Origin of the sequence: Sphingobacterium sp. UBA865, assembly GCF_002295765.1 — a bacterium.
In the GTDB taxonomy this organism is placed as follows: domain Bacteria; phylum Bacteroidota; class Bacteroidia; order Sphingobacteriales; family Sphingobacteriaceae; genus Sphingobacterium; species Sphingobacterium multivorum.
This window is the reverse complement of the sequence record NZ_DBGB01000006.1, coordinates 1-26,010: the sequence shown is the minus strand read 5'-3', so window position 1 is coordinate 26,010 and position 26,010 is coordinate 1. Positions and strand designations below refer to the sequence as shown.

Here is a 26,010-nt window from a genome sequence, read left to right as displayed (position 1 = left end):
TAGCTTAACATCAACAAAGTGAAGGGGGCAGAACGCCATTTCAAAGACAATTTAAAGGTGGAACATTTGTAGCAATTTTAAATGTGCCAAAAGGAGCCGGCGGTAATGGTCATAATACTCTGTTAGTAAGAAATCCTATTTTTTGTAATGTAGGATTAACTTGATTAATTGATAAAATGAAGAAAATTAAATTTTTAGAATATCCGATTGCCTACTTCAACGAAGTTGAGTACGTTGCATATCTGCCCAAAGTAGAAGGTGAAAATGAATTATTTAGAAAGTTGAGCAATATTCTTACTTTTCCAGATTATTTTGGGGAAAATTGGAGTGCTGTATTTGATTGTCTAAGAGATTTTAGCTGGATTAGTAAAAAAGGAATCACATTGGTATATGAAGAAATTCCTGTACTTTCGGAAGAGCAATTGAGGATATATTTTGATGTTTTGTTTTGCGCAGTTAATGATTGTAGTTACCCAGCGGCAATAAGATTGAAACCACTGGGCAAACCTAGATCGCAACAGAGAGGTCGCGATTAGGAGCGGGGCTCCATTGCACCGAGCACCCTCAGGTCATCAGATGCTGGCAGTTCAAATACCTGCAGGTGAAAGTGCTTAATGGCAGCAAGTAAATGGTCAAAAATATCGGCCATCGTATCTTCGAAATAGGCCCATTGTGTCCCCTTGGTAAACATGTAGAGTTCCAGTGGAATACCGTATTCGCTAGGGGCTAGCTGACGGACCAATAAAGTAAGTTCCTGATGGATATTGGGGTTATGTTTGGCATAGGCGAGTACATAGGCCCTGAACAGGCCGATATTGGTCATCCTGCGACCATTGACGGGCGAGGAGCTGTCTGTATGCCAGGTTTTATTGTACTCGGCAATCTCGCGCTCTCTTTTTTCGATATAGGGAGCTAGCAGCCGGATCGTTTTCAATGCCGTGACTTCCTCCTCACTGAGGTAGCGTACCGAAGACATTTTAATGTTCAATGCCCGTTTTATCCGACGGCCACCGGTCTCCTGCATCCCACGATAGTTTTTAAATGAATCGCTCAGTAGGGTATAGGTCGGAATGGTGACAATGGTCTTATCCCAATTTTGTATCTTCACATTGTTGAGGTTAATCTGCAGCACGTCGCCGTCTACACCGTATTTAGGCATTTCTATCCAGTCTCCTACGCGGACCGAGTCATTTGCCGACACCTGAATACTGGCCACAAAGCCCAGGATTGTATCCTTAAATACGAGCATGAGGATGGCGGATGCCGCCCCTAGCGAAACCAGAAAAGACCAGGGCGAATTGCCGGTCAGCAGGGAAACGACCAGTGTACCGATCACAAATATTAAAAAGATCTGTACCACTTGCAGGTAGCTGTCGATGGGTTTGTCCCTAAACACATTTGTACCACGAAAAATATCGCGGCAGGTTTTTAACAAGCTATTGGCCAGATAGTAGATGGTGAACAATACCACGATATCCAGAAACTTGACAATAGCGGCTGTAAGCACCGGAAAACCAACGAAGATCACCGGTAGCAGCTGCCGTGTAAGCAGCACGAGCAGGGTGCGGCTCACGCGTACATGCACCTTGTTTTCCAAAAGATAATCATCCCATTTGGTCGAGGTTCGCTGGGCAATCCGGTTCAATGCGGAATAAAATACTTTGCGCATGATATAATCGAGCGCATAGAGCATCACCGCAAAAGCAAAAAGTAATCCGGCGGCCGTAACAATATGTGCCTGCTGCTCGGATAAATCCAATTTGGCAAAGAAATTAAAAATGTACTGATAAATTGAACTTGGTGATTGTTCATTGAAGTTAAGCATGTTTAAATTTTTCATATGAACGAACAAATTTACGAAGAAATATAAACACGGATTTTGGCGTGGAAAATACCCCTTTAACGCTGTTTTTATGTGTAAAGTTTGCTTATTGATTAATTTTTACGTATATTAGTAAATTAATAGATAACCCGACGGCGAAATTTCTTCTGTTTCGCGTCTTTAAAACCCCCAACGATTTGAATGAGATTAGTGTGATAGGTGGTGGGAGTTGGGCCACGGCCCTGGTTAAAATTTTGACAGAAAATAGCATTCATACCAACTGGTACTTGCGGCGTTCAGAGCAGGTGCGCTCGATAAACCGGGATGCTGTTAACCCTGACTACCTATCGTTTTTAAAACTTGACAATACAAAAATTTATGCGTCCGATCAGCTGGACGAGATCGTGGCCCGATCGAAAGTAATCCTTTTCGTCGTGCCCAGTGCGCATTTGGACAAAGTTTGCGCCGCAATCCCCAAAGAGGACCTTGCCGAAAAGTTTGTGATCACCGCTATTAAAGGAACCGTCGGCCCGGACAACCTGCTTCCCAGTGCTTATCTCGCTAGGTATTTTGAATTGGAAGATTTTCAGCAGGCAATCATTGCAGGACCATGCCATGCCGAAGAAATCGCACGGAACAAGAAAACCTATATGACCCTTTGCGGTCCCAACGAATCCTTTATCCGTAAGATTTCCAAGGGCTTCGCTTCAAGCTATACGCAGGTAAATTATAGCTGCGATATGCTGGGCGTGGAGTACGCCGCTATTTACAAAAATGTCGTCGCCATCGTCTGTGGCATGGCTGAAGGACTCCACTACGGTGACAACTTTATGGCGGTGCTTGTGGCCAATGCGATTGACGAACTGGGGCTGTTGCTGCATTCCCTTGGTGCGCCCGATGTCCGGCTGGGGAGCTCCACCTATTTGGGCGACCTATTGGTGACGGGTTACTCCGCGCATAGCCGTAACCGGACTTTCGGTAAATACCTTGGCCAGGGATATTCGGTGTTCGAAGCCCGTCAACTCATGGGCATGGTCGCTGAAGGATATTTTGCAACCCGGGGGCTGATGGCGACGGTCTCGAGCCTCGGGCTCAATTTGCCCCTCTTACAGACAACATATCGTGTGCTATACAACCATATGGCCGCAATTGATGAATTTAAACTTTTAGAAAGGAATATAAAATAATATGCTATTAGCAACAGATTTAGATGGAACTTTTTTGGGCGGAAAGATGGAAGACCGCCTCAGATTATATAGATTGATAAAAACTAGCCCGAATATGCAGCTGGTCTTTGTTACCGGAAGAGGGCTGGAGTCGGTATTGCCGCTGCTGAGCGACCCGCTTATTCCGGTGCCAGATTTCATTATTGCGGATGTGGGCGCCACGGTCGTTAACGGCCATAGCCTGGAAGCGATTGAGCCGCTGCAGAGTGAGATTGAGGAAAAATGGCCGCAGACTTATGCCATCCGGGCAGCGCTGGAGGAAATACCGCAGTTGAATTATCAACATGTGCCGCAGCAGCGCCGCAGTTCATTTTATTATGAAGCAGGGGTTGACCATAGTCTGGTGCAGCAGGTGGCTGACAGGTATGACTGTGATATTATTACTTCGGCCGATAAATACCTGGACTTGCTCCCCAGAGGTGTCAATAAGGGGACAACATTAAAGAAGCTGGTTGAATTTCTGGCCGTTGACCCAGATGATGTGATGGTAGCTGGCGATACACTGAATGATCTGGCCTTGTTTGAGATCGGCTTTCGTGGTGTTGCTGTCGGAAAATCTGAGCCGGGGCTGCTGCAGGCCATTGATCAGTTGGATACAGCGTACAGTGCAGAGGCCGCTGGGGCGGGCGGTATACTGGAATATATGGGCAAATACCGCCCGTTTCAGCAGTTGATCCGCGGGGAACAAAAATCGTTGCCTCAAAAAAGAAAATCCAAAAAATCAGACCAGCTGGTGATGGTGTACCATCGGCTGCCTTTTGAAAAGGAGTCGGTCAATGGTAAGACGGTAAGGGTACCGCCCAGAAGTCCAAATGGCATTATTCCCTCGCTGCTGGGCTTATTTGAAAAGGGACGCTCCGGTCTTTGGATCGGGGAGGAAGTCATCCAGCAGGACGGAAAGCTGGTTCCAAATCAGTTGGTGGACGAAAGCCGATATCCTAATCTGGTCGCTTCCACCCTATCGCTGTCTAAAGAGGATATCGATAAGTTCTATCGTGTATTCTCCAAAGAGGCGTTCTGGCCGACGATCTTTTCCTTTGTTGACCGGGCAAAATTCAACCACGAGGACTGGGAACATTACCTGATGATCAACAAGCGCTTTGCCGAGCGGATTGCCCGCGAGGCCGACGAGGAGGCGCTGGTCTGGATCCATGAGTATAATCTGTGGATGGTGCCTTCTTTTTTAAAGACCATGCGCCCGGACCTGAAAATTGGCTTTTTTCATCATACGGCTTTTCCGGCAGCAGATATTTTCAATATTATTCCCTGGCGCAAAGAGATTATCGGCAGCCTACTGCTCTGTGATTTTATCAGTTTTCATATCCCGCGTTATGTCGAGAATTTTGTGGATGTGATCCGTAGCCATACACCATTTAAAGTGGTCAAAAAAGTTGATGTCGCCAATCAGTTCCTGACCTATAGCTGTGCGCTCGGCGTCGATCAGATGACCAAGATCATAGAGGTGGATGGCCGGCAGATTAGGCTTGGCGCGCAACCGGTGGGGGTCAACAGGGATCATATCGAACAGATTTTGACAGATGATAAGGTTAAGACCGAGATCAATGCCCTCAAAGAAAACAAAGCCGGATCGGGAATAACGCGTATCATATCCATCGAGCGCCTGGATTACGTCAAAGGCCCCTTGGAAAAAATCCAGGCTTTTGGTGAATTTCTGGCCGAATACCCAGAATTTAGGGGCAAGATCGAACTGGTCAATGTCTGTACGCCGCCATCGCAGGGGATGACGATCTATGACGAAATTCGGGATCAGGTGAATCAGGCCGTGGGTGAGATCAACGGTAAATTTGCAACGATGAACTGGACCCCGATCCAATATTTTTACAGGGCCTTACCTTTTGAGGAAGTGGTCAAACACTATGCGCTGAGTGATATTGCCTGGATCACGCCTCTACGGGACGGACTGAATCTAGTCGCAAAGGAATACATTGCGACCCATGGGTTATTGGAGACTCCTGGGATTCTTGTGCTCTCAGAATTTGCAGGTGCCTCGGTCGAATTGCCTTATGCCATATTGACCAATCCCTACGACCGTAAGAGCATGAAAGATGCACTGTTGAAAGCCTTGGTCATGGAACCCGGAGAGGCTCAGGTCAGGGCGCGCAGGCTGTACGAGCATATTGAGCACTACGATATCCATTACTGGGGGCGGGATTTTGTGAAAGAGCTCGAAAAATCGGGTAAAGCAATTGTTCCTGAAAAGAAGTAACTGCTAATCTTAGGTGTCAAACGTGCTTTTTTAGCCATCTTAGAAAAAAAGAGTTAGAAATAACGTTGAAAACGAAGCTGCTAGATGTATCCTTTAGGAAATCCCTCTATTTTACAAACAATATTGTTTTAAAGAGGGTTTTTCTTGAGGGAATAATTCAATAAAAAAATAACGCGCAAAGTCTCGAAGAAAAAATAAAATATGATAAATACAGGTAATAATAATGAATTTCAAAATGCTTTCAGTGCAAGCTTCAGTTATTATTTTGACAATTTTAGAAATGAGGAGCAATTTTTTGATTCTGCCAAAAGATGGATTGATGATAAATATTTCTTGATTGTGTTTGGATGTTCAACTAAGGATCATCGTGGACAACATATCTTATTATTTTTCAGCAGCCAGTATTTTCCGGTTCAAGAACTAAGAGGATATTTTAAAGAAGGGGCTTATTTTGCATTCCGTTCAGATCTATTTACAGGATATAGTCTGCGAAATAAATTGAAAGAATTTGGGTTTCTAGAATACTCCATTCAGGAATCGATGATCTTATCGAATAACGATTATAGACTTATAAAAAATATCTTTGAACTGATAGACCTCGAGACTAAGATGCCCATGAGTGAAACGCAGTCTAAAATACTTATTTCTTATCTTGATTTGCTTTTACAACATATGCAAAGGTTTTATCAACAGTTAATGGAAGATAAGCTGAATGAGTTTAGCGCGTTACAAAAAGATTTCATGAGCGAGCTGCACACTCTTTTTGATAACAAAAGAAAATGCTTGTTTTTACTTCCTAGTTTAACATTATTGTCCAAGAAACTAAATTGTACAACACGATTTCTCAATGATGTTTCTTTAAAAACTTCTAAAAATACAGCACAGTATCATATTGACAATTTTATTGTTAAAATAGCAAAGGAATTACTTGCTGAAACTGATTTATCAGTAGCTGAAATCGCTAAAAAAATGCAATTTGATCAACCTCAGTCATTAACCAGACTGTTTAAAAAGAAAACAAGAATTAGTCCACTCGACTATCGTATATCAATTATATGACAAATTTATTTCTAGAGGAATCAGCATTAGACTAGCCAAATCAGGTCATTGGTCAAGCCAATGAACTATATTGAGCAAAAATTGGGCATTCTGTTTTGCGGCCGGGTGGTTCATTCCTCTTTTTTCACTTTTGATGCCATGGAGTTGTGCCGAAAAAGGAGCACCATCTCCGAATACCACAATTCTCCCTTTCCCAAATTGCAGGTAAGCGCCGTTTGCAAACCCTTTGCCCGACAATCGGGGAATATTGTCTGGAATAGGTCTTTTTATCTGATTCGCATCATTGGGTAGGTAGATGTCATATTCTTCATTTAATAAAGAAATAATATGTGCCTTCGTTGGTATGATAAAGCCTGTTCCACCCCAGCACATGATACTGTCTATTTCCTTACCTGATCCAGTGGTTATTTCATTGGATAACAGTGTGCCTCTATCCTTTGAAAAGATCTCGGGACGTCCATTCTTAGGTAAGGCAAAACCGTTCACGATATGAATCCCAAATGCCGCACCAAGCGTTTGTACAGATCCGGCACAAGGCATGTGGTCGGTCACTAGAAATAGGCTTCCGCCATCAAATACCCATTGACTGAGTGTTTCTATCTCCTGATCGGTAAAGGCTGAATAGGTGGGTAATTTCCAGTTTTCTGGATTATATAAGGCATTTATGCTGATATAAATTTTCACTTCCTTTAATTGATCGTAAGAGATTTTTTCTTTGGCACTTCGGAGGCGATATCCATCAGCTTGCAGAAGATCTGAAAAAGGAGCGTAGGCTCCTCTCAAAGTAACCGGATTGTTGTGTGCCTCGTCAAATAGGAGTAGCGGTCCATCACCGATCCGCACCAGCGGATCGGTGATGGGATAATGAAACTTTTCATCCGCCACCTGTTGGGCACTTAACCCAAAGGTACCTATTAGCAGAAGGAATAAGCAGACAATAGATCTGTTCATATTATTTTTCTTGAATAGGATTATTGGTCCGTCTTTAGCCAGACATCATTTTCGAAACACTGCATTTGCTCCACCTTTCCATTGGCAACAGAAAATGTCAATGGGAAGGTACCATCATCATTTAGAAAGAAAAATTCCGATCGTGGGGTAAATGAAATTGTTTTGTTATCCCACGATTGCGTAAGCGTTAGGCCTGTTGAGGAGGGATCTATTTGAATCTTAAAGTTGTTATCATTTACCTTGAGGTAAGTTCCGGCAAGTTGTTTCAGTTGAGATGCGGTTAAACTCGCGATTTTAGTGGGGTCAAATGGCACGCGCTCACATAAAATCCTACCCAGTATCTTGGTTTGGCTAAAATCGCCGGAATCATCCTTTAAAAATTCTATGGCGTAGCCTTCATTTTTGGATTCAAAATGCGTATCATCTTTACGGACCAGCTGATATCTTTTTTTCTGATCCCACAGCTGTGTCGCATACAGGTTGTTATCTTGCTCCTCGAAAGCAATGAAAGCTACTTTATTGGGTAGCTGGTAGTAACCTTGAAATGATTTTAGCGGAACCAACTGTTGTTGCTGGGGGCTATCTTTAGAGGCGGACTGGGCAAATGTATCAATCGAAGCAAAAAGACAACATGCTCCCACCAGAAGACCATATGTTGCTTTGGAAAATTGGCGGATCGCTCTCGAGTACCCGCTTGGTTTGGTGTATTGTATCATAATTTCTTTTGTTGATTTGATACAAGAGTAGGTCTTTTTGATAGGCTAACCGTCCGAATGGATGCAATCGAACAAACTTCATTGCGTCGGGTTAGTTTGATTGTTTACTATTGACTTTCATATATTCTGTCGGCGTAATGCCTGTTGCTTTTTTGAAGCTGGCATAAAAGGTTGTTCTTGAATTGAAACCTGCCCTTATTGCGATTCCAAACATATCAAGTAGCTTGGCCTCTTCGGATAATAAAAGTATTTTCGCTTCCTCCGTTCGAAGCCCGTTGATAAACTGGTAAAAATTTTTTTCCAGCCCATTGTTTATGATGTACGACAGATCATGCGGATTGATTCCGATATGCTCCGCGAGGGATGATAGTATCAAAGCCGGGTCGAGATATAGCTTTTCAGCTGCTGTTTTCTGTACTAGTTTTTCTTTTAATGCGTCTACTTGTTTTGCTGTCAGCCGCTCTTCGGCTTTAACCTTTTTATGCTCCGCTTCGTTGATGAGGTTTTCTGTAGACTCAATTGTGTAAATTGACCGTTGTGTTAACGTTGCGTAGGCAAGTGCCACAGTGCCCATAAAATATAAAATTGGGGCGACAGCACTAAAAACTATATATACCATAGCCAGCAGGCGGGCAACAATCATCAATAAGAGCGCGATCAATAGATACTTCAACCAGGCCATGTTTATCTTTTCCGTATAGGAAGATAGTTGGCGAATGTTTTTCTGGTGTATTTTGAAGAGCCTATAACAGGCAATCCAATAAAAGATACATTGTGCAAAAAAGAAATATTTGATAGCAAAGATGATCCATTGCGGTAATTGAGGAGGATGGATGTGTTTATTAAAAAGTCCGGGTATTAAATAGATGATCGAGAAGAAAACGAAAGCGAGGAATGGAACAAAATGTAGTCCCCAATACCGAATTGTTGCTGTTGGTTTGACCATGTAGTGAACGGCCAGATAGAAGCAGGGGAGTGTTGCCCATCGCGGGAGTTCCAGCGTATGGATCAATCCATTGCTCTCGATATGAAAACCTTCCAGAAAAAGCTGGGTAAATAAGCATGCCATCAAATAATACCAAGTCCCAAGCCACCGGTCTGCGTGGGAACAACTGTGGTTGACACCCATAACGATTAAGGTGCCGAGCAACAGAAATGCACCCGCTGAAAAAGCATGAAAGGTATAGAGTATATTGATCATGGGCCGTAGCAAGTTATCATTGTAACGTGAATTTAAACATAATTGATCAAATGGTGCTACATCATCCATATAAGTACCCCGATCCAACCATTTACGGACAGCGGGGCGACGAGTAAGCTTTTTTTTACAAATTAGCAATGATCTTTACTGGTCTTGTCCGTGTCCATCCAAACGGATAAATCTGTTAGGGTTCCATGCGATACAATATCAAACTGCTGTCGAATGAGATTACTGATATAGGTTGCTTTTTCGTTTTTCGGTTTATGCTTCGATCGCTTAAGCGGAGATAGTGATTTTATCAATGACAGCACAGTTCTCGATTATAGCTTATTGTTTCCATTTCACTTTTCCCTTATCGTCCAACATTTCGATAGAAGGGTTACCCAGACTGTCCACCTTTAAAATAATTCTCGGTATCTCATTGTTATCTTTCATCACCAAAGAAGCGTTCCCATTCTCTGTTAGTAGGTTTATCCGGTTAATATTATGCCCCGGCTTACCGGATAGATCTTTATCATTAATCAATAGACCAGCCCTGAAATAATTGTCGTGTTTATTATCCTGTGCCAGGATACCAATGGCATCGGCATTCTGATAATCAAATGCAAGTGCATTCAGGTTAGTCTCTTCATTATCGGTAATTGCCAAACCACCTCTTTCGTCTCCATTTTTATCATAGAAAATCAGGCCCGCGGGAGCGTAAGCCCTTTTATATGTTTTCCCTTTGATAATAGGTTGCGGAATGTTATCTGTGTTTGCAATAACGACACGATTATTTCCAGATCTGTCCTTGATATCTATTCTTTCAGCACTTAAACTGTGCTTGTTGTTCAGAAAAAAGTAGACCACACAAGCCATCAGTACGATATTGGAAAGAATAAGTGCGGTTAGAAATATTTTTAGTGTTTTGGAAATTGTTTGCATAATTTAATTTCAATTGTTAATTATTACGGTCTCCTATTCCAAACTTCAATTAATAGTACGATGCGTTCTATTTCAAAGAGTTTAATAGTATCCTTTATTATTGTTTGATAATAAGCAAAAATAAAGTGTGATTTCGAAAACGCACTCTATATAGGTTGAGCGTAATGATTTTTTTATTTGGTTAGCCCTTTACGTATTCGGCTCAACTGTGTTGGGGTAATGCTCAGGTGCGAAGCAATATATTGTAGTGGAATTCTGCTGTCAATTCCCGGATGTGCCGCCAGCAATTTGAGATATCTTGTGGTTGCACTTTCGGTCAGTAAAGAAATTTCTCTTTCTTCATTAATGACGATCCATTTTTTCTCCAAATAGGCAATGTAAAGGTTTTTTAGTTCATCATTTTGATTGATAGCTGCTCTTGTTTGATAATAAGGCATACATACCACAGTAGTGTTTTCAATAGCTTGCAGTTTAAAATCGTTGGGCGTTTTTATGATTGCCGAAAATCTTGTGCTCGCAAAATCCCTCTCCAAATAAATCCATTTATTCCAGATAGCTCCTTTTTCATCAATAAAATAAGAGTTTAAGGCTCCTTTACAGACAAAGAAAATGTCATTGGCGACACGCCCTTCCCTAAGTAAAACTTCATTTTTCTTAAACTGCTGAATGTAGGCCGTTTCAGCCAATAAATCAAATGCCTTATCCGAAATGGGATATACGCTTGTAACAGCTGTTTTAAAGTCAGCAAGATATTTTTCTGTTTCTGTCATTTGCTTTAGCGGGGCTATATTCGAATAAATATAACGTATATTTTAAATAGCTAAAATTGATTTTTCTTCTTCTTTGGATATTTCGATATCAATGACCACTAGATATATATGATAGATTTTATCTTGGTATTATTGTGCCTGAATTTGTAGCGGCAATAATAGTCGTCTGTATTTATTGTCCTGTTTCGTTTTTGAAACCGAAGCGTTATCCCAGTAGCTGCGGTGAGAATAATCTCTACCGATTCCGTATCGAGATCCCTGGCCGACCTCAACGAATAAAATTTCCAGATAAGTCCAAATCTGAGAATAAGTTATAAGTGTCGAAATAAAGGAACTATTTTGGCCACTTCATAAGTGGCTCCTTTGTAGGGGCTTATTGTTTTTTTGTCAATTTTTACCATCAACTCTCATCCTTTGCAGCATTTTCTTCGGCAAGCTTTCCTTTAAGTTATAGGACACCAGCTATCCCGATCACCCTTTGACTTTCTGATCCTGGCATAAAATTTTTTACGATCTTTAAAGAACCAATACGTCGCTATTATGATAAATATATTATTAAAAACGGTTACAGATGCAATAGACATTAATCAAGCAGATAGGGACCTGATTTCAAAACTTTTTAGGGAAAAGAAATATTGAGACTAAGCACAGCAGATAGAACATTAACCTGTTTTGTAAACAAAGGAAGCCTGTCCAAATTCATTTACAGAACTTTGACAGACTTCCATTTTAGAATAATTATGGTATGTTTATTTAGCGGCTAAAACGTCCAATTTCTCAATAGATGGCGGATTAGCTAACAATTCTGGTGCATTTTCCATAAGCGCCTTTGCTATCTTACCACCAAGATGTGCTTGTCTGCCTTCTTCATCTGAAAATGTGTCATAAATGCCAAATGTAGAAGAGTCAATACGAAACGCATACCAAGTAATAGTGCCGACTTCTTCATTAGCAAGTGGCAACGCACTTGTAATAAACTCTTCAACGTTTTTTTCTTTTCCAGCTTTTGCTTCTAGTCGAACTAATAATCCTAATTTTTTCATATATGTTTATCTTTTTTAAATTACACATTTTTATAACAAATGTAGCTCATTTAAGTTTTTTAGGATTTTTTATTTGGTTCAAAAACTTATGAAAAAAGATCAACTACCGTTATAACGTAGCCTTTGGGGATATCAATAAAACCATCTTAACTTACTGTAATAGAATGTTAGAATCCCTGCATCAAAATGCCTAAAATAACGCTATTGTATGGACCCTTTTTAATTCACCCCAAGATTCTTTATCAAATTCTTCGCTATCTTACCATTGTTGTTGATTAAACGTTCTAACATAGGCTTGGTTTAGTATGTTAAAAATGTGGAAAAGATCTAACCTAAACTATCGTCAAGCAATACATATTTGTAACCTCTCAGACATTAAAACGGAGGTTTATTGAGATTATTCGATATCCTTAATTAGCATGATTAATTTTAAAAGATGTTGTATCAAAAACTTGTATCAATAAACAAAGTTTCATGAATTTATATCACATGAGTTTAATGTAACTAAATATGAAAATTGGGTATGCAACTGGAAAACCACTTGAACGAAAAGAAAGCTTCGGGCAATAGCAATCGTCGAAATGGCAAGACAAAAAAGACAGTCCGAGGTCTCAATACCGGAACTTTTGAGCTGGAGACAGGCCGGGATAGATCGGTAAGGTTCGAGCCTAAAGTAGTACCTAACAGACAATTAATTATCACTGAACAGCTTGAGGGACACGTGTTGAGCATGTATGCCCATCTCCTGCTAGTTGAACTGAATTATTAAAAAACTCTTCAAATCCGAATTGACCTACTCCGTCAAATGTGATTTCTTCAATTCCAAAAAATTCAAAGGCGCTAGCAAATTTTAGTAATTCTCTTATCTCTGGCGGAATTTGTCCTGTTGGCAATCTTTGGCTAATTCGTCAATTTGTTGATTTGTCAAACCTTCTTTTAATTCTACTTTATATTCGTCGCCATCTTCTTAAATATATTGTTCGGTCGAAATGGAAGTTAGTTTTTCCGTAGGTGTCATAAATGCAATTGTGTTTTCTTGATGTGTCGTGTTATGCTTGTAGGTAACTGGCGCGGCGACTTGTCGTAGCTGTATCGAAGATACGAAAGTGGAGCTGTTTTGCCAAGTCACTTGTTATAATTTAGTGGATGCGCCATTAAATGAGGAATCTGGCTATCGGAATTTTTATGGAGATACCGCTAGCCCCAAATTACGAAGCATGGTGGTGCATTGAAAACTTTATCGATTTACCACAGGGACGGAATAGCGCTTTAGATTTCGGGGTACATGCAGGCGAAGTCAAAGTCCGACTGGAATTTTTGCCAAGGAATAGATGGTCTATCTAAAAGCAGTGAAGCATGAAGCCACTCGGTATGATATATCAGATATTTATATGCAGTGGTAAGGCTATTTTAATCAAGAGACAGAAGAGAAACTCCAGATAATAAATATACGCGTTAAGGAATTAAAGATTTTTTGGCGTATAGCCGGGGGCCTAGTTAAATAGTTTACAGAAGAAACTATTTTGGTAAATTCATAAGTAGTTCCTTTGCAGGTACTTCTTGTATTTTTCCGTCAACTTTTACCACCAAACTCTCACCCTTTGCTGCACTTTCTTCGGCTAGTTTTCGTAAAGCCTTTTGCACTCCTAAACGAATTCGTTCAGCAAGATTAATATTTTCAATATTTACCTTATCGTTCATTATAGTATTTCGATTTTAGTGTTGACCAAATTTCGCTATTTGAAACGAATTCTCCAAATTTATCACCCTGAGCAATAATTCCGGGGATTAAATCCATGTTATCAAAAACCAACCAGCGATCACATATTGGAATATAAATGTTAAACAAATTTTCTAAACCACGATGATAACGTCTTTCTATCACATCAGATGGAATATTGTGTCCTCCGTTTTCTACTCTTTTCTTTACACGTTGTATGGCTAGTGCAGGGGAGTCGAGCCAAAAATAGAGTACAGTTACCAAAGAATTCGATATCTCGAATGTCAATGCTGCAAAAATAAAATATTGCGGGCTTTTATAAAGTTACTAGATTTTGCCAAATCGATGTTATCTGCTGTTTTTTTAATAAAAGTCACAGTAGAAATTCCATTCTTCTGTCTTCGCATTTTTAGCAAAATACATCGTTCCGCTATCAACTATATTCAAATTTGCTTTGTCGTCGGATGCAATTTGAAATACAAATTCAAAGTCTTTGCCGAAATAAACGCCTGGTTGACAAAAGCTTGGATAGCCTCCAAGTTTGTGTCCATATTGATTGTCAGCTATATCATAATACCCTTCAATTACTCCCGAATTTTCAAGTTTTAATATTTCATCTTCCATTTCACTTGTTAAACCACCTCCATCCACACAGGATAATCTTCTTCTATTTTTGAAGGTTTTAGGGGAAATGGTTTTAGTCCTGAATCAGGATTGTTTAATTCTTTAATTATTAATTTGTCTGATTTTTTATATTCTCGCAAAAGCCATTCATTTCCGTTGGCAGTTATATCCATTGGAAGTTCTTCTGCTATAAAAACAGTAATCACCATTGTATCAGCTAAAATATCAGGTCTAATTTCAATATCTTCTAAGCAAAGTTGGAACAGAGGAAACGTCCAAAACGATAAGATAATTCGTATAAAAAAGTGGCGGATAGTGTTTTCAGTCAGTTTCTATCCTTGATAGACCGGGATAGGAATCTATCCAATCTTGTGAGCTTTATACGTATGAACATATTTGGCTAAGATTGCCTCCTTTGGTGGTTAACGAGAGGAGCTTTTATTGCTTAATTTGTTTGTCTCATTAAAGCTACCGAATAAATAAATTGGCTACGGATTCCCGAAATCGGGTAATGTACGCTCAAATTACCGTGCATGATAAAAGCATGGGCATGAAAGATTATCATCTTTACAACAAAAATGGTCTTGCTTTTTATGTTTTCAGGAAATCTCAGGGCGTGTGGCAATTGGCATTCGGTGTACTTGCCGATGACATCAAGGAAGCGTGCATTGACGCTCTTATACTTCGCTTTGACACGGATGTGCCTGAGTTGTTTTATCATCATGGAAAACGCCAGGTAGTGGAAGTTCGGGCCAAGAAATACAGCCTTTGGCCTATTTATCTCAATAATGCTTATGTAGGAAGTATTCAGTATGACACCTTCACTAAGCAGTTCAATTACGACCTAGATGACAATTGCTTATTGACCGATGACCACGTGCAAAAGTATATAGTCCTGATCCAACGCGGGGAATTAAAGTGGATAAAGGACGATATGCGATGAAAAACGATATAAAAGGAATAAAAAAACCTCGAGTCTGGGAGGATCTTAAGGCTTCCTAAATACTGCGGAATAGTGCTGCTGTAACTATGTTTCTATCGTCGAGAATAAAAGGTGCTGTATTGATGGAGGATTTTCCCCATCTGCCTCGAAGATATCAACCTTTGTTTGTAGCAACCTATCGTCTTTAATTATCAGATGCTCGGGGAAAACATGTTGTACTTTCTTTGTCAGCTTTTCAAATACCTGAAAATCAGTATCGCATACTGGGGTAAATGATTTTTTCCGATCGGGGAGGCGCATTATCCTGATCGCAAAATAGGGTAAAATAACACTAACAAATAAAGAGTATAAGATGTCTTCATTCTGCTCAAGGGGGAAGGAAAAGTGATATGAAGGGCTTCCCCCTAAGAAGGAATAGTCCCAGATTTCAGCAGACAGGTCGGTAAGGGACTCTTTTAATTGTTCCCATTGCCCGCGGTCTGACCAGGCTGATTCAATACATTGTTTCCGGTTATTGTAAGCTTCTGAAGCGGAATAAGCCATGATATCGTCGAGGGTAACACCCTCCGGATAATACTCTTTTAACTGCTCTGTTATTTGTTCCTTTCGCATCTGAATTTATTTACAATTAGTATCCCAGTTCTTCACTCCAGTCCCAGGATTAGTTCCTACCATATTGGCTCCTCTCGCAAGATTCGCTCCAAGCTGTGCATTGATTTAGACCTGCATTTCAGGAGGCCTTTTTTTTAATTTGTTAAAACTGCCGAACGAATCGACTGTTCTTCCGCGTAACCAACTCTTCTTTCGAACCCATACCGTAGCCTTAACAATGCGTCATCATCTTGAAATTAAGAGCTGTATATATTCTTTTTAACAACCTTTTGATGAAAAGGACGCGTACATATTTTAGGATATATTAAGGTTAATACGATTTATCCAAATTTGTTCTCGGTCTTGGTTGTTTTCAAAGTTCTGCAACATATATTCACGATTGTACTTTACTTTTCCATTGAAATACAATTTACCATTTACGTAAACCTTTACTTTCTTCTTCAGATTGACCATTTCAGGCGAAATATTGATTGAAAATGATTTAATAGATGAAGTTTTAATTCTGAAAATGTTGTTTTGATATTCAGCTTTTATTTTTCCTGATTTTCTTGGAAAATCAAAAGCTTTTTTATTAACCTCCTGCACAACTAAGCTATCGTTTTTGTCGTATTTCAACCATTGGTTGATTTTGAAATTTAACTCTTTGTGCCAATTTGATTTTCGGCTTAGGGTATCTAGTTTTATATCAGAAAACCAATCAATATTTCCGTATTTTTCATCATCAAATTCCCAAGATATTTCTTTCGAAAAAGGATTTCTCTTCCGGCTTATTAGGTCGTTAAAAAGAATCTGATAAGCTGGTTCAGATTCGTCAAATTGTGGAAACCAATGCGGAAATCCATTGTAGCGATAATCTTTGTAATCGGCATTTATTCCGTTCATTAATTTTGTTAAATCATCATTTGCGTTTGGTGGATAATAATAATCCTCATCTGTTGAAAAATTGATAAATGAACGGTTTTTAATATTTTCAACGAAAGTACCACCCGTAAATATTTTTGGATAAGTGTTAAATCCGTAAAAACCTGCAAATTGTGTAGGTTGTTTCATCAGATATGAAAACGACCCCGTTCCTCCGTTAGAATGTCCCGAAATGAAAACTTTATTGTCATCAACGTTGACTGCTTTCTTGATACTTTCAAGCATTTCGGGAATCATAAAAAAGCCCTCATTTGATGTCATCCAATTGTATTGCCTGCTCCCTTTTGGAAAAACTAAAATGACATCATTTTGCTCTGCATATTTTGTGTAATATCTATTCCAACCACCTAAATTCCAATCTGCAAACTGATAATCAATCAACGCATTACTTCTTACTGCACCATGAAGAAAGAAAAGCAGGGGATACTTCTTATGAGGATTGTAATTTTTTGGTAAATGAATAAAAAACGAAGTTTTGGTTGAATCGTTTATTTTGAATGAAATAGAATAATCCTGATTCTTTTTCGCTTTGTAGGGATTAAAGTTTTTTATTTTCTCATAAAGAGATTTTTCATCCTGAAATTTATCTAGGTTAGTTGGCTCTATGCTGAAAAATTCATCTTCCTTTACTTTTAATTGGATGTAAAAACGATCTTTATTTTTAATAGCATCACTTTTCAAAATTTGCCATCTTGGGTCACCTATTAGATCTTTATATTCTTCCGAAGCATAATCTCTAATGATATAATTCCAAGCGGGATAAGTTTTCCAGTCGGTTTCCTTCTTTGCCAGCGCAGATAAATAGGTAAATGCTTTATCTTTATTATTCAATTTATAGGCTAAGATTGAAGCGTTATAGCGGCTAAATTGATCTATACTATCCGGAAAGCGCGCAAATGCATCCTCGTATAATCCTAATGCATGCAGATACGCAATTGAATCTTTTGCTTTTTTTTTGTTTTCGACCGCTTTTCGAATCAAAGTTGAATAATTTTCCTGTGCTTGGGCAAATAAACTTAACAGAACTAAAAATAAAACAATACAATATCTCATAAATCAAAATTTAATCAGGCAAATCTACAGACAAACTATTTCGGAAACTTGTAAAAATGGAACTTTACTCGAACTTGTAAAAATGGAACTTTACTCGAACTTGTAAAAATGGAACTTTACTCGTTAAGGATCCAGATGCCAAAAAGTATCTTCTTTTCCTAAAATAGTTCCTTTGCTAAAAAAGTTTCTAGGTGAATTATCAACCAGATTTTTATAGATTTTATTAAGATGAGATTGGTCGCTGAAATTAAACTCATAAGCAATTTCAGTGAAGCTACTTTCAGGGTTCTCAAAAAGTTTCTTGTTGACGGACTGCCTAAAAAGAACTATTTCGTAAAATTTTTTTATGGAAACTCCCAAATGAAATTGAAATAATCTGTTTAAATGTTGTCTGCTGATTCCAATGTAAGTTGAAAGTTCTGTGACAGATATTTTCTCGTCATTACTGAAAATATATTGAATTGCTTGTTCTAAAATTGGGCTCTCAAATTTTTTAAAACGATGTAATAAAGCGTTGTCTAAAAAATCTGAAATATGTTTTGTTTGAGTTGTAGAAAAGATTTCTTTTAGTTCTTCTGGACTGAAAAACTCGTAATCTGTTATATAATCTGCAAAATTTAAATTTTCGTAAAATTGCTGGATACCTAAAGGATGAAATACAATGACGATTCTGTAAACTGTTCCAGATTGTTTTACATTAAGTACTTTTTGCCGAATAGGGGTGAAAATCTGAAATGGGTTTGCGTTATCATCAAATTTTATTTCTCCATTTTCCAATCTCACATGATATCTATAAATTGAAATTGTATTATTAAAATGGGGGAAACATAGGAATTTATTGATCACATTATTTGGTTTAATGTCCAAATAGTAATAATCAACATACTTTTTGACTATAGGATTTTTTGGTTTGAACGTTTGAAATAATTCCTTCATTTTTAACTTTCCACCTCGCAAATCTGCAATAATTTCAAAAATAAGAAAAAAAGTTAATGCTAAATCAACATATATCTGATCGTCTAAATAATAATGGAGATTGGAAAAAAACCTAAACAGCTTTGCTGGAGATTAGCGCTTAGCAAAGGGCTACTTTAGTCTAATATAATTCACTATCAAACGCTAAGAAAAGTGATTAAAAGTAATTTATACATAATCGATATTATTTACTAGGTTATTGTGCTAATTTATTACATACTAAATAACTCATAAAATTTGATAAAGAATAGTCTGTCTGTAATTTTTCAGCTCATGTGATTGACTATCCATATAATTTACTTGTTTTTTTACTAAATATGTTAGCAATAATCAATTTATTGTTATATATTTGTCTGATAATCAATTAATAAAAATTATGGCTAGATCAAAAAAACATTTGGGTAGGTATGTAGATCCACGTACCGATTTCGGTTGGAAATTTTACTTTGGTAGGGAGGACAACAAAATCTTACTGATTGAGTTTCTCAATAGTCTGTTTCAGGGAGAGAAGATAATTTCGGATCTAAGATATAAGCCTGTAGAACATGATGGTGATTATGAGGGAATGCGTCGTGTTGTATTTGATTTACATTGTATCGGCAGCGATGGTGAGGTTTTCATCATTGAGATGCAGCAGCTCTTTCAAGAATTTTTTAAGGACCGTGCAGTGTACTATACCTCACGTCTCATCAATAAACAATTAGCGCGAGGTAAGAAGGGTAGTGATTATTACCTACCGGAGGTTTACTTTATTGGTATTTTGGAGTTTCACATGGATAGAAATGGTAGTACCGGTATATCTCGTGTCACAGAGCGGCCTTATTTCTATGATGTTGCGCTGTGTGACAAATTGACCAAAGAAATATTCTATGATAAATTGGGATATAAAATGATTTCGCTTCCATTATTTAATAAACAGCCAGAAGAACTAAAGACAGTTATGGATCAGTGGTTGTACTTACTTAAACACTTGAGTACCATGGATAGATTGCCAACATTTTTGGATAAAAGAATATTTGGTCTTATCTTTGAGATAGGAGAGATAGGTAAACTAACGGAGGAGGAGCTAATGTCATACGAAGCAAGTTTAAAACATAAGCGTGATGCTGAGAGCGTATTTAATTCGGCCAAGAAATCCGGAGAATCTTTAGGTCACGCTAAAGGCCTAGCAGAAGGTAAAGCTAAAGGTCTAGCAGAAGGTAAAGCCAAAGGTCTAGCAGAAGGTAAAGCCAAAGGACTAGCAGAAGGAGAGCGTAAAAAAGCTCTTGAGACTGCTAAAGCATTTAAGGAAATGGGGCTACCTATAGCTGATATTGCTAAGGGCACAGGGCTTTCTGTCGAAGAGGTCGAAAAACTCTAAGTTTCTTTATTTTGGATGACTGCTCCACCAATAGATGAATGGCACGAGCCGATTAAATTGGTTGACACAGTTTATGTTACAGTCTCCCGTTATATGCTGTGCTTCCTGTTATTCTGTTGTCGGTAATAGTTTGTCCGCTAAATATTGTTTCCATTTTGTCCCGGTAAACTCGCAATTTCCGCTTTTGATTTGAGCATTAGGAAATTCTGCAAGAATTGCTGTTAAGTCGTTCCAAACATTTTTCAATTTATCGTCCTTGTTTTCAAAATTCAAACTAAATTTTCCGTTTTCTACTTTAATATGCTTGAGAAAAATACCTTCTTGTGTCGAGCTAATTCTGTCCGCAAGTTGTATATAGTAACCTTGATAGTCTGGATAAGGAACTTGCTCTGGTTGTCTTTCTTCACCTGAATAATAACGAAACAGAATGTCGTGTCCGTATTTGCTTAATTTTTCTTTCCAAAATAAAGGTCTCGGAACTTCAGAAAGGTCAGCGGTCAAATATATTTCCTTCTCACTTGTCCAAGGCTTAAATGTTGTTTTTATTAGTTCTTGTTCTTCAATTTCAAGGCTGTTTGTAACAAGTCGAAAAATCGCAGGTGTAGCGAACTCTAAGCAAATTCCATTTTCAACTTCCCATGCTTCAATATATTCAATGTAATTGTCGTCACCAACATTTGTTACATCTATGTCAAAAGTCCATTCATAAATTTTTGATGGAATAATTTTGAAAGGCAAGATGTGTCTTTCTGAATTTGCCTTATAATTTGCTTTCACATTATAACCAACAATAATTTCAAGCGGATTTTCTTTTATTGCCAAAACGTGTCCGTCTTCAAAATAGAAGTTGTCGGACAACCATTTGTCAAGGTCGTTGAATGTATGTACGGTAGTTTTTAGCATTGTATATGTAGAGCGGCGACTTTGCGAAGTAACGTAGCCGTATCGAAGATACGAAAGTGGAGCTGTTTAACCAAGTCGCTTATGGTAAGCTGTCCGCGTAGCGACGGCTTACGTCAATTCCAATCTTAATATAGACTAAGGTTTCCCATAATGCTATTATCGGGCTAGGATAGGCTTAATACATCCGATTACATATAAAAAATGGGAAACCCTAAATATCTGTACGGTATACAATGTTGCTAATAATATTAGTAATATTGTGTAATGAAACCGCTAGAAATCTTTTGCCGAAATCGGGTAATGTACGCTCAAATTACCGTGCATGATAAAAGCATGGGCATGAAAGATTATCATCTTTACAACAAAAATGGTCTTGCTCATTATGTTTTCAGGAAATCTCAGGGAGAGTGGCAATTGGCATACGGTGTACTTGCCGATGACATCAAGGAAGCGTGCATTGACGCCCTTATACTTCGCTTTGATACTGATGTGCCTGAGTTGTTTTATCATCATGGAAAACGCCAGGTAGTGGAAGTTCGGGCCAAGAAATACAGCCTTTGGCATATATACCTCAATAATGCTTATGTAGGAAGTATTCATTATGACACCTTCACTAAACAGTTCAATTATCACCTTGACGACAATTGCTTATTGACCGATGATCACGTGCAAAAATATATAGCCATGATCCAGCGTGGAGAATTAAAGTGGATAAAGGACGATATTCGATGAAAAAGAATATAAAGTTCGAATGTGACGTGTGTGGTCAGAAGCAAGTGGTTGAGGTTTCTGTTTTGCATGGTGGTGGAACCTTGCAAATTATGATTGATCGGTTTTTTATAATGAATGTAGATTTTCGCAGTGGCGATTGGGTAATGCTATGTAACAATACGAGCTGGTTGACCACCGATGAACTTGTTATTATCCTCGATGAGTTGGGCTATGACGAATAAAAAAACCTTGAGTCTGGGCGGGGCGAATCCTGTTTGGTTTTAAAAACAAAAAAAGGCCGAGTTACTCCTCATCCTCATAAATGAATAAATATTATAAAGTCTTTTCCAAAATTAGAAATCACCCAAGTTGCAGCAATGATAACGGACGGTGCGACAGGTGTGGACGATCATGGAAAAACTTTTTGATAATAGAATGCTGTCATTACCGAGACAGGGGGTTGATCTGGAGTGTTCGTGAACATGATAATAATATTTGAAGCAATAAACTAGCATTCCGGAATGAAAGTATTATCAGGAAGGAACTTTTAAACAACATATTCAAATAAATGAATAATTACTATCTGTGGGATTTACATACAATTAAACCAAAGAATGAAAGCAATTCACAACCTATGTAAGCATCCATTAATATAAACACTATTATGAGTCCAGCCGTATATATCGACCGGACTTTAAGATTTATCTTTTCAAAGCCTTTTCCTTTTCTTTAAGCATCCAGTTTCGGAGCTTTTCCTCTCTTTCAGGGCTGATACGCTTTAGAACAATTACCCCCTTTAAATTTTGAGTGCTATTCCCTGTAAATCTGTCGAATTCAACCGTTATATCATATTCAAAGCGATTCCATTTGGGAGAAGTGAGACTGTCAAACGGCACAGTTGTTATGGAATCCCCCCGTTGAACATATACCAAATTTGCCCAAGTAGCAGATGTCCTACTTGGAACACCAGACATCATTGCAACATCACGGAGATCCAAATGTATTTTTTCGACCAAAGTCTGTAGTATCGATAAGTCCTTTTCTTTTTTTTGACTGTAGGCAGATGTTAAAAAACAAATACCCAAAATTGTTAAAATGTTATTCTTCATTTGTTATCAATTAATTGGGGCTAGAGGATACGCTATGGATCGGACAGTTTTTCCCATCGCCTAAGTTTGCGTATGGTTTGATCGTTTGTGGTTGACCATCGGCGCTCGTCACGGTGATAGTTGGGTTTTTTACCCAGGTTTCATTTATTTCAACAGGTGGATTACCAAAGGTTGCATAATTATTTGCAAATGCTAAAGCTTTTGAAAAGTACTATTAATACAATATCGAATCCTATTTGGTTTTTAAAAAATATTATTTCTAGCTGTTGAGCATGGAGTACTAGCTGTCAAAAAGTTTGCTGTTACCGGATTTTTGACTGTAAATGATCTAAGCACCAAAAATATTTTACGTTGACGGATCAGGTGTGGATGATCTTTAAAAGCTACACATTCAAAAAATAGATAACATCAACCTCCCCACTTGAAGTTAGTGAGTGGATAGATTGCAATTATTTACTGATGTTTTCGACTTGCTTTTTCAACTTCCTTTCTTAACTTTTTCTGATCTTTTCTTGGGCCCACTTCATTTATATAAGCAGGTTGCCTTGGTAATTTTATATCCAGATAGTAATCTTTAAAGTATGCATCTATTCTCACTTCATCAATTGTCAAATTCGATCCAAATTTTTCTATAATTACTTTTCCCCAAAAACCATCTGGAGAGATTTGTTTTGAAAATTCACCCTTTTCGTCTGTGGTAAGCGAAGCTATGGTGTCCCTGCCATTTTTAAGAAAAAAGACTCTCGCGTAAGGCACTATTTCATTATTATAGCATAATCTTACTTTTCCATGTATTAATGGAGCTACCTCGCTTTCCGTATATCCTTTGCCCATCTGATTAAAACTACTGCAATTGTTTCGATCAATTTCAGCAAAGTCGTCAAGATTCTTTTTCGTTGCACAACTTGCCAATGTCCAAAATAAAAGAATGCTAGCAACCCATGCGAACTCCTTTTTGTGTAACTCCTTTGTCTTTTCTAGTATCATATTGTTCAGCCATTATTCTATCTGTAATTCGAGATTTATCTACATCTGAAAGGTTTTTAAATGCATCCGTTTCTAATAAGCCCTTCCAGGCAATATCGTCATATATTTGCTTATCTAAATGATAGCCTTTTAATTCTCCGTAATTTTTAATGGATGCGGCTAGATCTGTAATAAAATCTCTAGCAATGGTCTCATGTTGAGCGCCATTTGAAAAAGCTTTTTTCTTTGTATACTTTTCAAATAATTGAGGATAAGTCATTGTTGCTGCCGTTGGATCATCATAAAAAAATGCAGTAAGGTAAGCATGAATAGATTCATGAAGCATTGTTGTTGCAAATGCTAAGTCGGAAACATTACCTATAACTAGTGGATTGGTATTGAAAGCTATAATTATTTCTCCTGTATTATTATTTCGATTTGTACCAGCCACTTTCATCGGATCGCTAAAATTTTCTGTAGTAAACTTAAGGTTATACCCTGGTATTTCTCCCGAAAACTTTTTGATTATATCAGCGACAGAATTTCCATTCAGCATTTTAAGTGTATCCGATACGCCTTTCATACAGTCTGGAAGATTTGTATCATCGATTTTAGCATTGAAGTTTGCAATATCACTTCCGTCCGAGCCACCTCCACCATCACCCGTACCAGGTGCATCTGGAACCCAAACATTTTCGCAGACGTACTCATCTCGGCTATCAATAAGCGACCAACCATATCCAGCACAAAATGAGGGGTAAGAACAATCTCTGCTATGATATATAGTAATACCACTACCACATCCATATCCTCCTGATTGATAGATACAATCCACCGTTTGATAGTTGCAATTTTGCTCCCATGCCATTTTCGTTGATGAAGCCCTCTTTTTCTGTACATTTTCATCTCCTTCAAAATAAGGCGAACCATTCCGGTATTTTATCAAATTTGCAGCGTTACTTTTTAGATTTGTGAATAACATTTTTCCAGTAAAGGAGCGGAGATCAGTAATTTCTTCCTTCGTATCATTGAAAAAAAAGCCTTTGTAAAATTCTTTGCCATTTTTTACGAGTAAGTATGTCTTACCGCCTTTTTCAAACGTAATTTTCTTCTTATCTTCCTTGAGAAAAGGATGCAATGGAATGAACATATATTCAACTGAATCGTTTGCTTTACGGACAGTTACTTCATCCCATAAAGGTTCCCATTGAATTGGTAAGTTATCGTTTGGATTGATCTTTTTAAATATTCCTTCTTTGGCATAAAATTCTTTTATATCAGCCAAAGTCGGCTTATTTTCATTATCTAATACTTGGGACGAATCTTTCTGACAACTTACTACGATAAACAGCAAGATAAGGAGCCAGATAAAGTTTCTTGTAAAAAAATGGCTTTTCATTACTTCTATTTTACTTTTCACTTAACGATTTATAGGAATAAAGCTAAAGTTATTTATCGTGAAATTTTTACTAGATTAAAAAACTACACATTTGTGTGAAAGTTTGTAACTCGCTTATAATGTATAGATAATGCACAGGTAATATACAGGTAATAATAGAAAAGTAATTCGATTTTAAGAACCATTCTTCTGATTGAAATACAATAGGGAATTGAAATCAGCTTTACACGTTACTCGTGTAATATAGATAAGCTGGTTAGATAATATAAGAAATGAAAAAAGGACAAAGATTGCAGAGCGTGAGGGAGTACAAAACGCACTCTGTCAAAGGCTGGTGAAACATGCTGGTCTCTGTGTTACTTCCAAATGAACCTAACTGTTTTTAACAAAATCTGGATCAAAGATCACTAATCATTAGCAGTAAAATCTTATTACTTTATAAAAAAATTAAAAATTCGAATTTTAGCAGGCTTTTGAATAAAATGAACGACAATTATCTCAACTAATCTCGCGATCTTTACAGTAGATGAATGCCCAAAGCCGGTTAACATCTAGCCCAAGCGGACATCTAGCCAACATGGCCTCCCTCGACGGTTAACGAGGGAGGCCTTTTGTTTATTTTATTGCCTTATTAAAATTGCTGAATAAATCAGCTACGGTTTCCCGTATCGAACCATTCTTTCAAACCCATACCTTAGCCTTACAATTTGTAATAATCTTGAAAGTTAATATCTGTAAACATATTAATTCAGCATAAATAATGTATATTAGGCTT

At 38.1% G+C, this 26,010-nt stretch carries 25 protein-coding genes and 1 pseudogene; 9 read left to right on the top strand and 17 right to left on the bottom strand.

Annotation, left to right across the window (positions count from 1 at the left end; translation table 11 throughout):
• Window positions 1-176 precede the first annotated feature (176 nt).
• Window positions 177-536, top strand: a complete 360-nt coding sequence (locus B2O97_RS02190) for a barstar family protein (protein WP_112376268.1) — start codon at window positions 177-179, stop codon at window positions 534-536.
• Here B2O97_RS02190 and B2O97_RS02185 read toward each other — a convergent pair.
• The gene (locus B2O97_RS02185) at window positions 533-1,840 is read right to left on the bottom strand and encodes a mechanosensitive ion channel family protein (protein ID WP_112376269.1); all 1,308 of its coding nucleotides are present in this window, start codon (window positions 1,838-1,840) and stop codon (window positions 533-535) included. The genes B2O97_RS02190 and B2O97_RS02185 overlap by 4 nt on opposite strands.
• A 179-nt stretch (window positions 1,841-2,019) precedes the next feature.
• Here B2O97_RS02185 and B2O97_RS02180 point away from each other — a divergent pair, with 179 nt between their 5' ends.
• The 3 genes from B2O97_RS02180 to B2O97_RS02170 all read left to right on the top strand — a co-directional run bounded on the left by B2O97_RS02180 (window position 2,020) and on the right by B2O97_RS02170 (window position 6,334).
• Window positions 2,020-3,009, top strand: a complete 990-nt coding sequence (locus tag B2O97_RS02180; RefSeq protein ID WP_112376270.1) for an NAD(P)H-dependent glycerol-3-phosphate dehydrogenase — start codon at window positions 2,020-2,022, stop codon at window positions 3,007-3,009.
• Window position 3,010: 1 nt separating this feature from the next.
• Window positions 3,011-5,275 carry a glucosylglycerol-phosphate synthase gene (gene ggpS / locus B2O97_RS02175; RefSeq protein WP_112376271.1) on the top strand — a complete coding sequence of 755 codons (2,265 nt, stop codon included), beginning with the start codon at window positions 3,011-3,013 and terminating at the stop codon, window positions 5,273-5,275.
• Between the two features lie 201 nt (window positions 5,276-5,476).
• On the top strand, window positions 5,477-6,334 hold the full coding sequence (locus B2O97_RS02170) for a helix-turn-helix domain-containing protein (RefSeq protein ID WP_070565720.1): 858 nt from the start codon (window positions 5,477-5,479) through the stop codon (window positions 6,332-6,334).
• 45 nt (window positions 6,335-6,379) lie between these two features.
• On the opposite strand, the gene B2O97_RS02165 is transcribed toward B2O97_RS02170, so the two are convergent.
• From B2O97_RS02165 to B2O97_RS02140, 6 genes are all read right to left on the bottom strand, one after another.
• Window positions 6,380-7,285, bottom strand: a complete 906-nt coding sequence (locus B2O97_RS02165) for a hypothetical protein (protein ID WP_286766865.1) — start codon at window positions 7,283-7,285, stop codon at window positions 6,380-6,382.
• A 20-nt stretch (window positions 7,286-7,305) separates the two neighbouring features.
• Window positions 7,306-8,001 carry a hypothetical protein gene (locus B2O97_RS02160; protein ID WP_070565717.1) on the bottom strand — a complete coding sequence of 232 codons (696 nt, stop codon included), beginning with the start codon at window positions 7,999-8,001 and terminating at the stop codon, window positions 7,306-7,308.
• 91 nt (window positions 8,002-8,092) lie between these two features.
• Window positions 8,093-9,340 (bottom strand): helix-turn-helix domain-containing protein, encoded by a 1,248-nt coding sequence (locus tag B2O97_RS02155; protein ID WP_070565716.1) that lies wholly within the window; start codon window positions 9,338-9,340, stop codon window positions 8,093-8,095.
• A gap of 189 nt (window positions 9,341-9,529) precedes the next feature.
• The gene (locus tag B2O97_RS02150) at window positions 9,530-10,126 is read right to left on the bottom strand and encodes a hypothetical protein (protein ID WP_070565714.1); all 597 of its coding nucleotides are present in this window, start codon (window positions 10,124-10,126) and stop codon (window positions 9,530-9,532) included.
• A gap of 173 nt (window positions 10,127-10,299) precedes the next feature.
• On the bottom strand, window positions 10,300-10,896 hold the full coding sequence (locus B2O97_RS02145) for a Crp/Fnr family transcriptional regulator (RefSeq protein ID WP_070565712.1): 597 nt from the start codon (window positions 10,894-10,896) through the stop codon (window positions 10,300-10,302).
• A 749-nt stretch (window positions 10,897-11,645) separates the two neighbouring features.
• The gene (locus B2O97_RS02140) at window positions 11,646-11,939 is read right to left on the bottom strand and encodes a putative quinol monooxygenase (protein ID WP_070566204.1); all 294 of its coding nucleotides are present in this window, start codon (window positions 11,937-11,939) and stop codon (window positions 11,646-11,648) included.
• A 526-nt stretch (window positions 11,940-12,465) separates the two neighbouring features.
• Between B2O97_RS02140 and B2O97_RS02135 the strand changes: the two are divergent.
• A pseudogene (locus tag B2O97_RS02135) lies at window positions 12,466-12,678 on the top strand (transposase); the annotation flags it as partial.
• Between the two features lie 779 nt (window positions 12,679-13,457).
• On the opposite strand, the gene B2O97_RS02130 reads toward B2O97_RS02135, so the two are convergent.
• From B2O97_RS02130 to B2O97_RS02120, 3 genes are all read right to left on the bottom strand, one after another.
• Window positions 13,458-13,640 carry a hypothetical protein gene (locus B2O97_RS02130; protein ID WP_028069684.1) on the bottom strand — a complete coding sequence of 61 codons (183 nt, stop codon included), beginning with the start codon at window positions 13,638-13,640 and terminating at the stop codon, window positions 13,458-13,460.
• A 382-nt stretch (window positions 13,641-14,022) separates the two neighbouring features.
• On the bottom strand, window positions 14,023-14,283 hold the full coding sequence (locus B2O97_RS02125; RefSeq protein ID WP_115049185.1) for a DUF1963 domain-containing protein: 261 nt from the start codon (window positions 14,281-14,283) through the stop codon (window positions 14,023-14,025).
• An 8-nt stretch (window positions 14,284-14,291) separates the two neighbouring features.
• A complete protein-coding gene (locus B2O97_RS02120; protein ID WP_115049183.1) occupies window positions 14,292-14,492 on the bottom strand; it encodes a hypothetical protein in 201 nt (66 codons plus the stop codon).
• 341 nt (window positions 14,493-14,833) lie between these two features.
• On the opposite strand from B2O97_RS02120, the gene B2O97_RS02115 reads away from it, so the two are divergent.
• Window positions 14,834-15,226: a hypothetical protein gene (locus B2O97_RS02115; RefSeq protein ID WP_286766864.1), complete on the top strand. Its 393-nt coding sequence runs from the start codon at window positions 14,834-14,836 to the stop codon at window positions 15,224-15,226.
• 84 nt (window positions 15,227-15,310) lie between these two features.
• Here the strand turns inward: B2O97_RS02115 and B2O97_RS02110 are convergent, their stop codons facing one another.
• The 3 genes from B2O97_RS02110 to B2O97_RS02100 all read right to left on the bottom strand — a co-directional run bounded on the left by B2O97_RS02110 (window position 15,311) and on the right by B2O97_RS02100 (window position 18,748).
• The gene (locus B2O97_RS02110) at window positions 15,311-15,838 is read right to left on the bottom strand and encodes a hypothetical protein (protein ID WP_112376275.1); all 528 of its coding nucleotides are present in this window, start codon (window positions 15,836-15,838) and stop codon (window positions 15,311-15,313) included.
• A gap of 294 nt (window positions 15,839-16,132) precedes the next feature.
• A complete protein-coding gene (locus B2O97_RS02105; RefSeq protein WP_286766863.1) occupies window positions 16,133-17,812 on the bottom strand; it encodes an alpha/beta hydrolase-fold protein in 1,680 nt (559 codons plus the stop codon).
• A 123-nt stretch (window positions 17,813-17,935) separates the two neighbouring features.
• Window positions 17,936-18,748: a helix-turn-helix domain-containing protein gene (locus B2O97_RS02100; RefSeq protein ID WP_070565939.1), complete on the bottom strand. Its 813-nt coding sequence runs from the start codon at window positions 18,746-18,748 to the stop codon at window positions 17,936-17,938.
• A gap of 415 nt (window positions 18,749-19,163) precedes the next feature.
• Here B2O97_RS02100 and B2O97_RS02095 point away from each other — a divergent pair, with 415 nt between their 5' ends.
• Complete coding sequence (locus B2O97_RS02095) at window positions 19,164-20,147, top strand: Rpn family recombination-promoting nuclease/putative transposase (RefSeq protein ID WP_070565937.1); 984 nt, start codon at window positions 19,164-19,166, stop codon at window positions 20,145-20,147.
• Between the two features lie 108 nt (window positions 20,148-20,255).
• Here the strand turns inward: B2O97_RS02095 and B2O97_RS02090 are convergent, their stop codons facing one another.
• Window positions 20,256-20,969, bottom strand: coding sequence for a metallophosphoesterase (locus tag B2O97_RS02090; protein ID WP_139144988.1), 714 nt, complete (start codon window positions 20,967-20,969; stop codon window positions 20,256-20,258).
• Window positions 20,970-21,314: 345 nt separating this feature from the next.
• Here B2O97_RS02090 and B2O97_RS02085 point away from each other — a divergent pair, with 345 nt between their 5' ends.
• Window positions 21,315-21,782, top strand: a complete 468-nt coding sequence (locus tag B2O97_RS02085; protein ID WP_159333010.1) for a hypothetical protein — start codon at window positions 21,315-21,317, stop codon at window positions 21,780-21,782.
• A complete protein-coding gene (locus tag B2O97_RS02080) occupies window positions 21,779-22,003 on the top strand; it encodes a hypothetical protein (protein WP_115049171.1) in 225 nt (74 codons plus the stop codon). Before B2O97_RS02085 ends, B2O97_RS02080 begins: the two co-directional genes overlap by 4 nt.
• Before the next feature lie 459 nt (window positions 22,004-22,462).
• Here B2O97_RS02080 and B2O97_RS02075 read toward each other — a convergent pair whose 3' ends face one another.
• From B2O97_RS02075 to B2O97_RS02065, 3 genes are all read right to left on the bottom strand, one after another.
• The gene (locus B2O97_RS02075; protein ID WP_070564582.1) at window positions 22,463-22,870 is read right to left on the bottom strand and encodes a hypothetical protein; all 408 of its coding nucleotides are present in this window, start codon (window positions 22,868-22,870) and stop codon (window positions 22,463-22,465) included.
• A gap of 453 nt (window positions 22,871-23,323) precedes the next feature.
• Complete coding sequence (locus B2O97_RS02070; RefSeq protein ID WP_070564584.1) at window positions 23,324-23,857, bottom strand: hypothetical protein; 534 nt, start codon at window positions 23,855-23,857, stop codon at window positions 23,324-23,326.
• Window positions 23,802-25,256: a hypothetical protein gene (locus tag B2O97_RS02065; RefSeq protein ID WP_139144948.1), complete on the bottom strand. Its 1,455-nt coding sequence runs from the start codon at window positions 25,254-25,256 to the stop codon at window positions 23,802-23,804. The genes B2O97_RS02070 and B2O97_RS02065 overlap by 56 nt, the downstream gene beginning before the upstream one ends.
• Between the last annotated feature and the right edge of the window lie 754 nt (window positions 25,257-26,010).

Coding starts and splice junctions, on each gene's coding strand:
- B2O97_RS02150 (WP_070565714.1), bottom strand. CDS start 10,126: ATGCAAACAATTTCCAAAACACTAAAAATATTTCTAACCGCACTTATT.
- B2O97_RS02110 (WP_112376275.1), bottom strand. CDS start 15,838: ATGCGAAAGGAACAAATAACAGAGCAGTTAAAAGAGTATTATCCGGAG.
- B2O97_RS02190 (WP_112376268.1), top strand. CDS start 177: ATGAAGAAAATTAAATTTTTAGAATATCCGATTGCCTACTTCAACGAA.
- B2O97_RS02145 (WP_070565712.1), bottom strand. CDS start 10,896: ATGACAGAAACAGAAAAATATCTTGCTGACTTTAAAACAGCTGTTACA.
- B2O97_RS02105 (WP_286766863.1), bottom strand. CDS start 17,812: ATGAGATATTGTATTGTTTTATTTTTAGTTCTGTTAAGTTTATTTGCC.
- ggpS (WP_112376271.1), top strand. CDS start 3,011: ATGCTATTAGCAACAGATTTAGATGGAACTTTTTTGGGCGGAAAGATG.
- B2O97_RS02170 (WP_070565720.1), top strand. CDS start 5,477: ATGATAAATACAGGTAATAATAATGAATTTCAAAATGCTTTCAGTGCA.
- B2O97_RS02070 (WP_070564584.1), bottom strand. CDS start 23,857: ATGATACTAGAAAAGACAAAGGAGTTACACAAAAAGGAGTTCGCATGG.
- B2O97_RS02160 (WP_070565717.1), bottom strand. CDS start 8,001: ATGATACAATACACCAAACCAAGCGGGTACTCGAGAGCGATCCGCCAA.
- B2O97_RS02080 (WP_115049171.1), top strand. CDS start 21,779: ATGAAAAAGAATATAAAGTTCGAATGTGACGTGTGTGGTCAGAAGCAA.
- B2O97_RS02095 (WP_070565937.1), top strand. CDS start 19,164: ATGGCTAGATCAAAAAAACATTTGGGTAGGTATGTAGATCCACGTACC.
- B2O97_RS02130 (WP_028069684.1), bottom strand. CDS start 13,640: ATGAACGATAAGGTAAATATTGAAAATATTAATCTTGCTGAACGAATT.
- B2O97_RS02115 (WP_286766864.1), top strand. CDS start 14,834: ATGAAAGATTATCATCTTTACAACAAAAATGGTCTTGCTTTTTATGTT.
- B2O97_RS02125 (WP_115049185.1), bottom strand. CDS start 14,283: ATGGAAGATGAAATATTAAAACTTGAAAATTCGGGAGTAATTGAAGGG.
- B2O97_RS02120 (WP_115049183.1), bottom strand. CDS start 14,492: ATGGTGATTACTGTTTTTATAGCAGAAGAACTTCCAATGGATATAACT.
- B2O97_RS02140 (WP_070566204.1), bottom strand. CDS start 11,939: ATGAAAAAATTAGGATTATTAGTTCGACTAGAAGCAAAAGCTGGAAAA.
- B2O97_RS02075 (WP_070564582.1), bottom strand. CDS start 22,870: ATGAAGAATAACATTTTAACAATTTTGGGTATTTGTTTTTTAACATCT.
- B2O97_RS02165 (WP_286766865.1), bottom strand. CDS start 7,285: ATGAACAGATCTATTGTCTGCTTATTCCTTCTGCTAATAGGTACCTTT.
- B2O97_RS02185 (WP_112376269.1), bottom strand. CDS start 1,840: ATGAAAAATTTAAACATGCTTAACTTCAATGAACAATCACCAAGTTCA.
- B2O97_RS02100 (WP_070565939.1), bottom strand. CDS start 18,748: ATGAAGGAATTATTTCAAACGTTCAAACCAAAAAATCCTATAGTCAAA.
- B2O97_RS02085 (WP_159333010.1), top strand. CDS start 21,315: ATGAAACCGCTAGAAATCTTTTGCCGAAATCGGGTAATGTACGCTCAA.